13 protein-coding genes and 1 pseudogene are annotated in these 12,609 nt (G+C 68.5%); 10 read left to right on the top strand and 4 right to left on the bottom strand.

Annotated elements, in window-relative coordinates; translation table 11 throughout:
- Window positions 1-79 precede the first annotated feature (79 nt).
- The 3 genes from H7U20_RS27470 to H7U20_RS27460 form a co-directional block, all read right to left on the bottom strand.
- On the bottom strand, window positions 80-1,324 hold the full coding sequence (locus tag H7U20_RS27470) for a GTP-binding protein (protein ID WP_199762318.1): 1,245 nt from the start codon (window positions 1,322-1,324) through the stop codon (window positions 80-82).
- Window positions 1,325-1,565: 241 nt separating this feature from the next.
- The gene (locus H7U20_RS27465) at window positions 1,566-2,012 is read right to left on the bottom strand and encodes a Fur family transcriptional regulator (RefSeq protein ID WP_199762317.1); all 447 of its coding nucleotides are present in this window, start codon (window positions 2,010-2,012) and stop codon (window positions 1,566-1,568) included.
- 93 nt (window positions 2,013-2,105) lie between these two features.
- Window positions 2,106-3,248, bottom strand: a complete 1,143-nt coding sequence (locus tag H7U20_RS27460; protein WP_199762316.1) for a Kelch repeat-containing protein — start codon at window positions 3,246-3,248, stop codon at window positions 2,106-2,108.
- 279 nt (window positions 3,249-3,527) lie between these two features.
- Here H7U20_RS27460 and H7U20_RS27455 point away from each other — a divergent pair, with 279 nt between their 5' ends.
- The 8 genes from H7U20_RS27455 to H7U20_RS27420 all read left to right on the top strand — a co-directional run bounded on the left by H7U20_RS27455 (window position 3,528) and on the right by H7U20_RS27420 (window position 9,340).
- Window positions 3,528-4,388, top strand: a complete 861-nt coding sequence (locus H7U20_RS27455) for an urease accessory protein UreD (RefSeq protein WP_199762315.1) — start codon at window positions 3,528-3,530, stop codon at window positions 4,386-4,388.
- A gap of 12 nt (window positions 4,389-4,400) precedes the next feature.
- Window positions 4,401-4,703, top strand: coding sequence for an urease subunit gamma (locus H7U20_RS27450; RefSeq protein WP_199762314.1), 303 nt, complete (start codon window positions 4,401-4,403; stop codon window positions 4,701-4,703).
- 143 nt (window positions 4,704-4,846) lie between these two features.
- Window positions 4,847-5,173 (top strand): urease subunit beta, encoded by a 327-nt coding sequence (locus H7U20_RS27445; protein WP_199762313.1) that lies wholly within the window; start codon window positions 4,847-4,849, stop codon window positions 5,171-5,173.
- Between the two features lies 1 nt (window position 5,174).
- Window positions 5,175-6,875: an urease subunit alpha gene (gene ureC, locus H7U20_RS27440; RefSeq protein ID WP_199762312.1), complete on the top strand. Its 1,701-nt coding sequence runs from the start codon at window positions 5,175-5,177 to the stop codon at window positions 6,873-6,875.
- Between the two features lie 29 nt (window positions 6,876-6,904).
- Window positions 6,905-7,420 (top strand): urease accessory protein UreE, encoded by a 516-nt coding sequence (gene ureE, locus H7U20_RS27435; protein ID WP_199762311.1) that lies wholly within the window; start codon window positions 6,905-6,907, stop codon window positions 7,418-7,420.
- Window positions 7,420-8,100 carry an urease accessory protein UreF gene (locus tag H7U20_RS27430; protein ID WP_199762342.1) on the top strand — a complete coding sequence of 227 codons (681 nt, stop codon included), beginning with the start codon at window positions 7,420-7,422 and terminating at the stop codon, window positions 8,098-8,100. The genes ureE and H7U20_RS27430 overlap by 1 nt, the downstream gene beginning before the upstream one ends.
- 41 nt (window positions 8,101-8,141) lie before the next feature.
- A complete protein-coding gene (ureG, locus tag H7U20_RS27425; protein ID WP_199762310.1) occupies window positions 8,142-8,789 on the top strand; it encodes an urease accessory protein UreG in 648 nt (215 codons plus the stop codon).
- A complete protein-coding gene (locus H7U20_RS27420) occupies window positions 8,786-9,340 on the top strand; it encodes a HupE/UreJ family protein (protein WP_199762309.1) in 555 nt (184 codons plus the stop codon). Before ureG ends, H7U20_RS27420 begins: the two co-directional genes overlap by 4 nt.
- A 24-nt stretch (window positions 9,341-9,364) precedes the next feature.
- On the opposite strand, the gene H7U20_RS27415 is transcribed toward H7U20_RS27420, so the two are convergent.
- Window positions 9,365-9,985, bottom strand: coding sequence for a 1-acyl-sn-glycerol-3-phosphate acyltransferase (locus tag H7U20_RS27415; protein WP_199762308.1), 621 nt, complete (start codon window positions 9,983-9,985; stop codon window positions 9,365-9,367).
- A gap of 241 nt (window positions 9,986-10,226) precedes the next feature.
- Between H7U20_RS27415 and H7U20_RS27410 the strand changes: the two genes are divergently transcribed.
- Entirely contained in the window at window positions 10,227-11,591 is a 1,365-nt protein-coding gene (locus H7U20_RS27410) for a sigma-54 dependent transcriptional regulator (protein WP_199762307.1), read from the top strand.
- Window positions 11,592-11,976: 385 nt separating this feature from the next.
- A pseudogene (locus H7U20_RS27405) lies at window positions 11,977-12,609 on the top strand (hypothetical protein); the annotation flags it as partial.

Below are 12,609 nucleotides of genomic sequence, written 5' to 3'. Positions count from 1 at the left end.
CGCGGCCGAGGTGGGAAGAATTGCGGCAAGGCCGCGCGGGCCGGCGTCGCGCTGCCGGCGCCGCCGCGTTGCGCGGCGCTTAGCTGACTTCGGCCGCGTCGGCGTCCTCGCTCTCCCATTGCGGGAAGGGATCGGCCAGGTTCGCCCAGGCGACCGGGCCGGCGGCCAGTTCGCGCTCGGTCAGCAGGCAGGCGTGGAAGGCGCGCTCGATGGCGGCGCGGTCCATCTGCTGGCCGATGAACACCAGTTCGTTGAGGCGGTCGCCGTACGGCTCCTGCCAGATCGCCTCGATCTCGCGGCGGTCGGCGTGGCCTTCGGCCGGCCAGTTGCGCTGGTCGCTGGCGGCCCACCAGTGGCCGACCGGCTCGGCCGAGGCGACCTTGCCGGCGCGCGAATAGGCCACCGCCCAGTCGGGCCGGCTGGCCAGCCAGACGTAGCCCTTGGCGCGGATCAGGCCGGGGAAGGGCTGGTCGAGGAAGCCGTCGAAGCGCTGCGGGTGCAGCGGCAGGCGGCTGCGCAGCACGAAGTTGGCGATGCCGTATTCCTCGCTTTCCGGCGTGTGGACGCCGGCCAGCTCGCGCGCCCAGCCGGCCATGGCGCTGGCCTTCTCCAGGTCGAATTTTCCGGTGCCGAGGATTTTCTGCAGCGCCACCTGGCCGCGTTCGGCGTGGAGCAGTTCCGCCGTCGGGTTGAGCGCGCGGATGACGGCCGTCACGTCGGCCAGCTGGGCCGGCGTCACCAGGTCGGCCTTGCTGACCACGACGACATCGGCGAACTCGATCTGCTCGCACAGCAGGGCGGCCAGGCTGCGCTCGTCGCCTTCGCCGGCGCTGACGCCGCGTTGCGCCAGGAAGTCGACGCCGTGGTAGTCCTTGAGCAGGTTGAGCGCGTCGACCACGGTCACCATGGTGTCGATGCGGGCGATGTCGTTGAGCGAGTCGCCGTGTTCGTCGGCGAAGTCGAAGGTGGCGGCCACCGGCATCGGTTCGCCGATGCCGGTCGATTCGATCAGCAGATAGTCGAAGCGCTGCTCCGCCGCCAGCTTGCGCACCTCCTGCAGCAGATCCTCGCGCAGGGTGCAGCAGATGCAGCCGTTGCTCATCTCGACCATCTTCTCCTCGGTGCGCGAGAGGGCGGCGCCGGCGTTCTCACTGCCCTTGCGCAGCAGCGAGGCGTCGATGTTGACCTCGCTCATGTCGTTGACGATGACGGCCACGCGCAGGCCTTCGCGGTTGGCCAGCACGTGGTTGAGCAGGGTGGTCTTGCCGGCGCCAAGGAAGCCGGAAAGGACGGTGACGGGCAGGCGGTGATCGGGTTTGGACATGCTGGGGCTCACAGGTGGATGCGCGGCAAAGCGCGTTGTTAATGCAATAGAGTTGCATCATAACGTCGCTCGATAGTTAACGCAATACGGTTGCATTAAGAATGTTTGCTCGACGGGCGGCTGTGGGGCGGCTGTGGGGTGGTGTGAGGCGGCAGTGAGGCGCCTGTGGCGCGGCGCTGGCGGCCGCGATCGCGGCTAGGGGGACAGGCGGCGGGCGACGGGCGGGGAGCGCGCGCGGGGTTTAGCCCGGCTTGGCGCAGTTCGGGCAAGTGCCCTTGATGAGGAAGTCGACTTCCTGCGTCTGGAAACCGGCCGGCAGCTTGATTTTGCGCGGCAGCGGCACGTCGGTGAAGCAGGTCACCACGTCGCATTTGGTGCATTGGAAGTGGGCGTGTTCGTGCGCGTGGTGGCCGGCGCCGGCGCTGAAGCGCCAGACCTGGTCGGCGCCGGCGATGCGGTGCACCAGCTCGTTTTCGGTCAGCCATTCCAGCACGCGGTACAAGGTCACCGGGTCGAGCGCCGCTTCGGCGAGTTGCTCAAGGATCTCGTGATGGGTCAGCGAGCCGCCCCGGCCCAGCAGGAAGGACAACACGATGACGCGCTGCCGAGTGACGCGGGCGCCGGTGGCGCGGATCTGTTCTTCTGCATGGCTGGCGATGGAGGGCTGGCTGGCGATGGTGGGCTGCATAGTGTCTCGGTTGAATCGGGTGGAAAGCACCGCCATGTTACCACGGCGGCCTGCTCGACCAGTGTCAACGCAAGTTGCTTGCGTTTGCGCGGCTCAGGGTTTGCCGGCGTCGAAGCGCGCGGAGATGGCGTCGCGGTAGTACTGGCCCGCCGCGTCGTTGCCGCCGATGACGTACAGGCGGCCGTCTTCCTCCACCGCGACCAGGCCGGCGCGGCCGTTGGGCAGCTTGCCGGTGGGCGTGATGCGCCAGCGGCCCAGCGCGTCCGGCAGGCCTTCGTTGCGGTGGACGTAGCTGAAGTTGATCCAGTTGGCGTAGGCGCCGGTGCCGGGCTGGCCGCCGACGGTGAAGATCAGCGAGGAGCTCGGCATCGACGGCGACGGCGCGAACACCGTGGCGTGGCCGTACAGGCCGGAGGTGAGCCGGGCCGGCGCGCTTTGCCAAGGGTTGAGCGTGCCGTCGGGGCGCGGCATGGCGACCTGGATGTCGTTGTAGACGTCGTACAGGTCGAGATCGCCCCAGCCGCCGAGCACCACGATGTTCTTGTGCACGGCCAGCGCCTGCGGGCTGCTGCGGCCGCCCTTGAGGTGGAAGTTGGCGATCTGCCAGGGGCCGAGCTGGCAGTTGTTGTTCAGCTTGGCCATTTCGACGGTGTCGAGGTGGACGGTGTCGGTGCCGATCTGCGTCACGCCGGCGACCGCGTAGAGGAAGCTGCCTTGCTCGGTGTTGATGGCCACCAGGCTGAGATTGGAGCGCGGGATTGTCAAATGGCCGGCGTTGGAGGTCCAGGCGGACAGGTGGCCGTCGTTCTGGATGCGGGCGTACTGCACGTCGTCGTAATAGGTGAGCGAGGTCGGCGTCGACGAGCTGCCGCCGGCCAGGAACAGGCAGTTGCCGGCGCGGGTGAGGGCGCTGCCGGCGCGCGCGTTCTGGAACGACGGTTCGGCGCTCCACGCCCCCAGGCGGCCGTTGGCGTCGATGGTGGAGCGGCGCACGCTGTCGTAGTAGGTCACCAGTCCGCTGGCGCCGTTGAACTGGTAGCCGCCGGCGACGTAGATTTGTTTGCCGGCCTTCGCCACGGCGAGGTAGGTGCGCGGCTCGGGCAGCGGCGGCTCGGTGTCGAAGGGGCAGAAGGCGGGGGCGTCGGTCGGCATCCAGGATTGGCGGCAGTCGCTGTTGTCGGCGAAGGCGCCGGGCAGGGCGAAGGCGGCGATCAGCGGGAGGTGGGCGGGTTTCATGTTCAGCTCCATTTCTGGTGTGTTCTAGCGGTTGGCTGAGGATTCAATCTGCCCTTGGATTGCTGGCGCATTGTTTTTCATGCTAGCCCCCCGCCGAGCGCTTTCCTTGTGCCGTATTAAGGATCATGTTCCATAGGCGGGTGGCCGAATTTGCACCATTTCAGTGCGTGCAACTCGGATTGGTGCAAATCCCTTGAAAGGCGAGCAATGAATTCAACGCCACGACTGGCACGCAACTTGCTCGTGCTGGTGCTTAGCGTTATCCATTGCAAAGCCACCATGCCCGATTGCCTGTCCAGCCAAGAACATCCCGCCAGCCCCGGCGCTTGGCGGGCCAGCCTCGCGCTGCGTTTCGCCGACGATGGCGGCACCACGCGGCTGGTCGACAATCGCCATCTGGGCCCGCTGCGTGTGCAGAAGGCGCTGTATCCGGAGGGCGGCGCGGTGTGCCACGCCATCGTGGTCCATCCGCCCGGCGGCGTGGTCGGCGGCGACCAGCTGGCGATCCGCGCCGAGGTCGGCGCCCAGGCGCACGCGCTGCTCACCACCCCGGGCGCGGCCAAGTGGTACAAGGCCAACGGCAAGCGCTCGCGGCAGGATGTGCGGCTGCTTGTCGGCGCCGCCGCGTCGCTCGAATGGCTGCCGCAGGAAACCATCTTCTTCGACCACGCCGACGTCGCGTTGGAGCAGCACGTCGCGCTGGCGGCCGACGCCAGCTACATCGGCGGCGAGATCCTGTGCATGGGACGGCGCGCGTCCGGCGAGGCGTTCGGCGCCGGCCGGATCAGCCAGCGCAGCCAGATCCGCCGCGGCGGGAAATTGATCTGGTGGGAGCAGGGCGTGCTGCTGGGCGGCCGGCTGGATAGTCCGCTGGGCATGCGGGGCGCGTCGGTGTGCGCCACCCTGATCGCCGCCGGCAAGCCGCTGCCCGCCGCGCTGCTGGGCGAGCTGCGCGACGACCTTGGCGCCCTCGCCGGCGCCGTCAACGTCGGCGTCAGCCAGGCCAAGGGCGTGCTGGTGGCGCGCCATCTGGGCGACGACAGCGAACTGGCGCGCCACATCATGCTCGCCGTGTGGCGCCGTTTGCGCCCGCATCTGCTGGAGCGCGTGGCCGTGGTGCCGCGCATCTGGCACACCTGAATTGGACGCCCCATGGACCTGACACCCAGAGAAAAAGACAAGCTGTTGATCTTCACCGCCGGCTTGCTGGCCGAGCGCCGGCTGGCGCGCGGGCTGAAGCTGAATTATCCGGAGGCGGTGGCGCTGATCAGCGCGGCCATCATGGAGGGCGCGCGCGACGGCAAGACGGTGGCCGAGTTGATGTCGGCCGGCGCCAAGATCCTCAGCCGCGCCGATGTCATGGACGGCATCGCCGAGATGATCCCGGACATCCAGGTCGAGGCCACCTTCCCGGACGGCAGCAAGCTGGTGACCGTCCACCATCCCATTCCTTGAGGCGAGTGTCGGCGGCTGTAAAAATCACCCCAAGGCGAAGAGCCGGGGTCAGACCCGCCAGGGGGTCTGACCCCAGATTCCGGCTGGTGGGTCTTCTCAATTTAACGGCACTAGCAGCAAACATTGTTTATACGGAGCCCAGCATGATCCCAGGTGAATTCATTCTTGAAGAAGGCGAAATCGGCCTGAACACGGGCCGCGAGGTCGGCAGCGTCACGGTGGAGAACCGTGGCGACCGGCCGATCCAGGTCGGCTCGCACTTCCATTTTTTCGAGGTCAATCCGGCGCTGACCTTCGAGCGTTGGCGCGCCTATGGCATGCGGCTCAACATCGCGGCCGGCACCGCCGTGCGTTTCGAGCCGGGCCAGAAACGCACGGTGGAGCTGGTCAAGGTGGCCGGCGAGCAGAAGATCTTCGGCTTCAACGGCGCCGTCATGGGCGCGTTGTGGGCGACGCCAGCCAAGGACTGAGATGGCAACCATCGCCCGCTCCGCCTATGCCGAGATGTTCGGCCCGACCACGGGCGACCGCATCCGCCTGGCCGACACCGAATTGTTCATCGAGATCGAGCGCGACTTCGCCACCTATGGCGAGGAGGTCAAGTTCGGCGGCGGCAAGGTGATCCGCGATGGCATGGGCCAGTCGCAGCGCGTGCACGCCGAGGTGATGGACACGGTGATCACCAACGCCGTGATCGTCGACCATTGGGGCATCGTCAAGGCCGACATCGGCCTGAAGAACGGCCTGATCGCGGCGATCGGCAAGGCCGGCAATCCGGACATCCAACCGAACGTCACCATGTCGATAGGCGCGGCCACCGAGATCATCGCCGGCGAGGGGTTGATCGTCACCGCCGGCGGGGTCGACACGCACATCCACTTCATCTGCCCGCAGCAGATCGAGGAGGCCTTGATGAGCGGCGTGACGACGATGATAGGCGGCGGCACCGGGCCGGCGGCCGGCACCTCGGCCACCACCTGCACGCCGGGGCCGTGGCATCTGCACGCGATGCTGGGCGCGGCCGACGCCTTCCCGATGAACCTGGGTTTTCTCGGCAAGGGCAACGTCAGCCTGCCGGCGCCGCTGGAGGAGCAGGTGCGCGCCGGCGCCATCGGCCTCAAGCTGCACGAGGACTGGGGCAGCACGCCGGCCGCCATCGACAACTGCCTGTCGGTGGCCGAACGGATGGACGTGCAGGTGGCGATCCACAGCGACACGCTCAACGAGGGCGGCTTTTTGGAGCACACGCTGGCCGCCTTCAAGGACCGCACCATCCACACCTTCCACACCGAGGGGGCGGGCGGCGGCCACGCGCCGGACATCATTGCCGCCGTCGGCCAGGCCAATGTACTGCCGTCGTCGACCAATCCGACCCGGCCGTTCACCGTCAACACGCTCGACGAGCACCTGGACATGCTGATGGTCTGCCACCACCTCGATTCGGCCATCGCCGAGGACGTGGCCTTCGCCGAGTCGCGCATCCGCCGCGAGACCATCGCCGCCGAGGACATCCTGCACGACCTGGGCGCGATCTCGATGATGTCGTCCGATTCGCAAGCCATGGGCCGGGTCGGCGAGGTCGTCATGCGCACCTGGCAGACCGCGCACAAGATGAAGGTGCAGCGCGGCGCCTTGGCGCCGGACGGCGTGCGCAACGACAACTTCCGCGTCAAGCGCTACATCGCCAAGTACACCATCAACCCGGCCATCACGCACGGCATCGGCCATGCGGTGGGCTCGCTGGAGGTCGGCAAGATCGCCGACATCGTGCTGTGGAAACCGGCCTTTTTCGGCGTCAAGCCGTCGATGATCTTGAAGGGCGGGATGATCGCGGCGGCGCAGATGGGCGACCCGAACGCCTCGATCCCGACGCCGCAGCCGGTGCACTACCGGATGATGTTCGGCGCCTTCGGCGGGGGGCTGAAAAAGTCCTTCACCTTCGTTTCGCAGGCGGCCTACGACGGCGGCATCGGCGAGCAGCTGAAACTGAACAAGACGCTGATCGTGGCCCGGAACATGCGCGCGCTGCGCAAGAGCGACATGATCCACAACGGTGCCACGCCGACGATGGAGGTCGATCCTGAAACCTACGAGGTGCGCGCCGACGGCGAGCTGCTGGTCTGCGAGGCGGCCGCCGTGCTGCCGATGGCGCAGCGCTACTTCCTGTTCTGACGCGGACCACCCCAACCACAAGGAAAACCATGCTGACCCTACATAGCAAAATCGAGCAGGCGCAGAGCATCGCCGCCCAACTGGTACTGCCCTACGAGCTGCGCGAGAAGTGCCGCCTACGCGCCACCCTTTCCACCGGCGAGGAGGTGGCGGTGTTCACCGTGCGCGGCACGGTGCTGCGCGACGGCGACCTGCTGGCCGGCGAGGACAAACGCGTCGTGGTCCAGGTGGTGGCGGCGGCCGAACCGACCTACAAGGTCAGTTGCGCCGACCCGCACACGCTGCTGCGCTGCGCCTTCCACCTGGGGAACCGGCACACGCAGGCGCAGGTGGGCGACGGCTTCCTGCGCATCCGCGCCGACGCGGTGCTGAGGGAGATGCTGCTCGGTCTGGGCGCGCGCGTCGAGGAGGAGGCGGCCGCCTTCGAGCCGGAGTCCGGCGCTTACGGCGGCGGCCACGGCCACCACGGCGACCATGACGGCCACCATCCGCTGGCGCCGATCCCGCTGCGCCAGCGCATCCACCGTCCCGGCGACGCGGCGTGATGCAGGCCGCCGCGCTGCTGAACCTGCTGCAGTTGGCCAGTCCGGCCTTGCCGATTGGCGCCTACAGCTATTCGCAGGGACTTGAGACGGCGCTGGAGAACGGCATGGTCGGCGACGCCGACGGCGCGCGGCGCTGGATCGTGCGCCATCTGCACGAGGTGGTGGCGCAGTGGGAGGCGCCGCTGTGCTGGCGCCTGATGCGCGCCTTCGCGGCGCGCGACGGCGCCGCCGTGGCCGAGTGGAGCGAGCGCTTCATCGCCTCGCGCGACAGCGCCGAATTGCGCGCCGAGACGATACAGATGGGCTTTTCGCTGAGCCGCCTGATCGCCGAACTGGGCGTGGTGGACGCGGCGGCGCTGGCGCTGCTGCAGCGCGAGGCCGAGGTGTCGCTGCCGGCCGCCTTCGCCTGCGCGGTCGACGCGCTGGCCATCCCGCACGAGGCGGCGTTGCTGGCGATGCTGTTCGCCTGGGCCGAGAACCAGGTGCTGGTGTGCGTCAAGTCGGTGCCGCTGGGGCAGGTGGCGGGGCAGCGTTTGCTGTTGTCGCTGCGGCCCGAGTTGGAGGCGGCGGCGCGTTACGCGCGGAACGTCGCCGACGACGACCTGTCCAGCTGGGCGCCGGGTCTGTCGCTGTTGTCGATGCAGCACGAGGTGCAATACAGCCGTTTGTATCGGTCCTAGGTCCACATTCGATTCCAACTTTTGAAGACTGCGAGAACACCATGACTATCCCCACTTCCAACCCGCTGCGCGTCGGCATCGGCGGTCCGGTCGGCTCCGGCAAGACGGCGCTGTGTGAAATGCTCTGCAAGGGCATGCGCGGGCAGTACGACATGGCGGTGATCACCAACGACATCTACACCAAGGAGGACATGGAGATCCTGCTGCGCGCCGACGCCTTGCCGGCCGAGCGGCTGATGGGCGTCGAGACGGGCGGCTGTCCGCACACCGCGATCCGCGAGGACGCCTCGATCAACCTGGAGGCGATCGCCCGCATGCAGGCCGACTTCCCGAGTCTGGACCTGATCCTGATCGAGTCGGGCGGCGACAACCTGGCCGCCACCTTCAGCCCGGAGCTGTCCGATTTGACCATCTACGTGATCGACGTGGCCGGCGGCGAGAAGATCCCGCGCAAGGGCGGGCCGGGCATCACCCGCTCCGATCTGCTGATCATCAACAAGACCGACCTGGCGCCGTATGTGGGCGCCAACCTGGACGTCATGGCGCGCGACGCCAAGCGCATGCGCGGCGAGCGCCCCTTCATCTTCACCAACCTGCGCAGCGGCGACGGGGTCGCCGGCGTGATCGAATTCATCCGCGAACAGGGCCTGCTGGAGCAGGTCGCGCAGCACGCCGAGGAGGCCGCATGAAACACCGAAAAATCCTGTTGACCGGCGCGCTGGCGCTGCTTTGTCTGCCGGCGCTGGCCCATTCCGGGGCGGCGCCGCACGGCCATGGCTTCGTCGACGGTTTCGCCCATCCGTTCAGCGGCGCCGACCATCTGCTGGCGATGCTGGCGGTGGGCATCTGGAGCGTGCGCCAGCCGAACGCGCAGGCGCTGCCGCCGATCTTCCTCGGCACGATGCTGCTGGGCGTGTTGAGCGGGGTGGCGGGGCTGGCGATTCCCGGCCTGGAACTGGGCATCGCCTTGACGGTGGCCTTGCTGGGCGGCTTGATCGCGGTGGCGGTGCGGCTGCCGGCGGCGGCCGGCGCGGCCTTGGTGGGGCTGTTCGCCTTCTTGCATGGCAACGCCCACGGCCGCGAGCTGCCGCAGGCGGCGGCCGCGATGGGACTGCTGGCGGCCAGCGCGCTGCTGATCCTGGCGGGGCGGGCGCTGGGCCGGGTCGGCCCGGCGCGCCTGACCAAGCTGTCCGGCGCGCTGATCGCCGCCCTGGGCTTGCTGCTGGTGGCGAACGTGTAGCTTAGTCGGCGCGCGGCGGCATGCTCAGGAGGGCCGCTCGTCGCTGCGCCGCTCGGACAGGATGATCGGCGCCGCCTTCGCCGGATACAGGCCGAGGTGGCCGTCGAAGCCGGCGCGGATGGCGGCCAGGTCGGTCTCCTGGTCGCCCGTCAGATGGACGTGGTCGACCAGTCCCAGCGTCTTGTTCGGGTAGTCGATATACACCAGCACCAGCGGCACCTTGGCCTCCAGTGCCAGGTGGTAGAAGCCGCTCTTCCAGTTCGGCCGGTAGCCGCGCGTGCCTTCGGGGGTGATGCCGACCCAGTACCAGTCGGCCGCGTTCATGCGCGCCGCCTGGGTGCGGATGGTGCCGCTCGGCGTGCCGCGTTCGACCGGCTCGCCGCCCATCTTGCGGAACCAGCCGCCCAGCGGGGTCTTGAACAGCGAGTCCTTGGCCAGCCAGCGGAAGGGCAGCTTGAGCGCGAACTTGCCGAACAGGCCGATCATGAAGTCCCAGTTCGAGGTGTGCGGGTAGATCACGCAGATGCCGCGCGGACCGGGCATGGGCCGGTACAGCAGGCGCCAGCCGAACAGGCCCAGCACGCGCAGCGCGGCGCGCTGGCCCCAGGTCGGCAAGTCTTGCGCTCTTAATTGGTATTTGCTCATGGCTTCCCCAGTCCTGTGGTCTTTGATATTGTTTTATTGTCACGATTGACAGGCCGGCATTTACCTCGTCAAAAAATTCCGCGCAGGCATTCTATATTGCGCTACCAGACCCAGCAAGCTTTACCTGCCGCCGCCGGCGCCGGCGCCGGCGGACGGAACCATTTCGCGTGTTTCTTGTCAAACAGCTCATGGCATTTGTGCCGCCTGTGCCTGTACGGCGGCTAACGTGATCGGGATCTGCATGACAGCAAGAACAATAATGTGCGTGGCCTTGGGTGGTGACAATTTTTGGGAGGAAGGTGGGGCGGTGGTCGAGGGGTGGGAGGTGGGCAGGGCGGCCGGCTTGGTGGAGGCGCGTCGCCTGCTGCGCTCGCATCCCTATGCCTTGGGATTGCTGCTGGTCGGGCCGCAGCGCCAGGTCGACGGCGAGCTCGAACAGTTTCTGCGCGAACATTGGCGGCAACACTGGATCGCCGTGCTCGACGCGTCGACCTTGCAAACGCCCGCCTGGCGGCAACTGGTGTTCGAGCACTGCGCCGACTTCCACACCCGGCCGCTCGACGTCGCCCGCCTGCGCCACACGCTGGGGCACGCCCACGGCCTGGCCAGCCTGCGGGTCGAGGCCGCCTGCGCGGCGCTGCCGGCGGCCTTGCGCGCCAGCCCGCTGACCGGCCGCAGCGAGGCGGTGGCCACGCTGCGGCGGCAGATCGCCAAGGTGGCGGGCGCCAGCGCGCCGGTGCTGATTTGGGGCGAGAGCGGCAGCGGCAAGGAGCTGGTGGCGCAGGCGGTGCACGCCCAGTCGGCGCGCGCCGACGGTCCCTTCGTGCCGATCAACTGCGGCGCCATGCCGGCCGGCTTGATCCAGTCCGAGCTGTTCGGCCACCAGCGCGGCGCCTTCACCGGCGCGGCGCGCGACAAGCGCGGCCTGATCGAGGCGGCGGCCGGCGGCTCGGTCTTTCTCGACGAAATAGGCGACCTGCCGCTGGAGCTGCAGGCCAATCTGCTGCGCTTTCTACAGGAGAAGACCATCTACCGGCTCGGCTCGACGCAAAGCATCAGCGTCGACGTGCGGGTGATCGCCGCCTCCCACGTCAACCTGCAACGGGCGGTCGAGCGCGGCAGTTTTCGCGAGGACTTGTATTACCGGCTCAACGTGCTGGCGCTGGACGTGCCGGCGTTGCGCCAGCGGCGCGACGACCTGGAGGCGCTGGCCGAGCATTTCTTCCACACCTACGCCGCCGAGCGGGCGCCGCGCCTCAAGGGCTTCAGCGCCAAGGCGCTGCAGGCGATCCGCGCGCACGACTGGCCGGGCAATGTGCGCGAGCTGATCAACCGGGTGCGGCGGGCGATGGTGATGGCCGACGGCCGCTTGATCGCGCCGCGCGACCTCGGCCTCGACAACGCCGGCGCCGGCGCGCCGGCCGACAACGCGGCGCTGGACCAGGCCCGCATCCGCGCCGAGCGCGACGCCATCGACGCCAGCCTGTTGCGCGCCGGGCGCAACATCACCGTGGCGGCGCGCGACCTGGGCATTTCGCGCATGACGCTGTATCGCCTGCTGGCCAAGCACGGCATGGTGGCGCCGTCGCGCGTCGGCCAGTCCTGAGCGCGGCGGCGCTTGCCTGGCTTTGCCTGGCTTTGCTTGGTCTTGCCCGCGGCCGATCTCATTTCAGTGACAGCTTGCGTGTGTGGAATTCGGCGCCGGCCGGCGGGGCGGGCACGGGCGTTGGCGGGGGCGGCGCGGCGCGCGGCGGCGGTTGCGGCGCGCGGCGCAAGCGGCCGGCGTGTCACAGGAGCGTGACGAAAGGCGTCGACGCGGCCCGGCCGGCGTCCGTGGCGGCCCGCGCCGGCGCGGATATATCGTTGAGTATCAATGGCTTAGCGCTCTGTTGTGGACGGTGGCATCAACTTTGCGGAGGAGGCGTGGGTCGGGAGTTCGGCCCCCCGGCGCAAGCCATTTCTTTGTTTAACCCACGCAAGCAGGAGCAGCTATGAAAAGAACTTTGTTAGCCACGGCGATCGCCTTGGCGTTCAGTGCCGGCGCCTATGCGCAGACCACGACGCCCCCGACCACCGCCACGACGCAGTCGGGCATGGGCGCGCATGCCAGCGATAATTCCCTTTCGTTGCAGGACAGCAGCACCAACCGTAACAACGACAACAGCAGCAACCGCAACAACGACAGCAGCAACAAGAACAATAACAACAACAGCAGCGGCGACGCCGCCGCCAGTGCCCAGGGTGCGGCGGGCGCCAACAATGGCGCCACGGCGACATCGAGCATCGCCAATTCCTTCAACACATCGACGGCGACGGCGACCAGTTCGCTGACGGGCACCGTCAGCGGCAACACCGTGCATGACATCGGCAACAACGCCAGCAACAGCGGCAACCTGACCGGCGGCGCGGCGGCGGCCGGCAGCGGCGGTGCCGGCACCGGCGGCAACACTAGCGCCAGCGGCGGCGCCGGGGCGGGCGCCAGCGGTGGCGCCGGCGCCGGCGGCGGCATGGGTGGCACCGCCACCAACGGCAGCGCCAGCAACGGCGCGCCCACGGTTGGCGGCTCGACCGGCGGCAACGGCGGCAGCGGCGGCGCGGCCACCGGTGCCAGCAGCGGCATCGCC

It is taken from the genome of Rugamonas violacea (assembly GCF_016461825.1).
Classification (GTDB): Bacteria; Pseudomonadota; Gammaproteobacteria; order Burkholderiales; family Burkholderiaceae_D; genus Rugamonas.
The sequence above is the reverse complement of the archived record's forward strand: the minus strand, read 5'-3'. Positions and strand labels throughout refer to the sequence as shown.

Coding starts and splice junctions, on each gene's coding strand:
- H7U20_RS27420 (WP_199762309.1), top strand. CDS start 8,786: ATGAAACACCGAAAAATCCTGTTGACCGGCGCGCTGGCGCTGCTTTGT.
- ureE (WP_199762311.1), top strand. CDS start 6,905: ATGCTGACCCTACATAGCAAAATCGAGCAGGCGCAGAGCATCGCCGCC.
- H7U20_RS27450 (WP_199762314.1), top strand. CDS start 4,401: ATGGACCTGACACCCAGAGAAAAAGACAAGCTGTTGATCTTCACCGCC.
- ureG (WP_199762310.1), top strand. CDS start 8,142: ATGACTATCCCCACTTCCAACCCGCTGCGCGTCGGCATCGGCGGTCCG.
- H7U20_RS27455 (WP_199762315.1), top strand. CDS start 3,528: ATGCCCGATTGCCTGTCCAGCCAAGAACATCCCGCCAGCCCCGGCGCT.
- ureC (WP_199762312.1), top strand. CDS start 5,175: ATGGCAACCATCGCCCGCTCCGCCTATGCCGAGATGTTCGGCCCGACC.
- H7U20_RS27445 (WP_199762313.1), top strand. CDS start 4,847: ATGATCCCAGGTGAATTCATTCTTGAAGAAGGCGAAATCGGCCTGAAC.
- H7U20_RS27415 (WP_199762308.1), bottom strand. CDS start 9,985: ATGAGCAAATACCAATTAAGAGCGCAAGACTTGCCGACCTGGGGCCAG.
- H7U20_RS27470 (WP_199762318.1), bottom strand. CDS start 1,324: ATGTCCAAACCCGATCACCGCCTGCCCGTCACCGTCCTTTCCGGCTTC.
- H7U20_RS27460 (WP_199762316.1), bottom strand. CDS start 3,248: ATGAAACCCGCCCACCTCCCGCTGATCGCCGCCTTCGCCCTGCCCGGC.
- H7U20_RS27410 (WP_199762307.1), top strand. CDS start 10,227: ATGACAGCAAGAACAATAATGTGCGTGGCCTTGGGTGGTGACAATTTT.
- H7U20_RS27430 (WP_199762342.1), top strand. CDS start 7,420: ATGCAGGCCGCCGCGCTGCTGAACCTGCTGCAGTTGGCCAGTCCGGCC.
- H7U20_RS27465 (WP_199762317.1), bottom strand. CDS start 2,012: ATGCAGCCCACCATCGCCAGCCAGCCCTCCATCGCCAGCCATGCAGAA.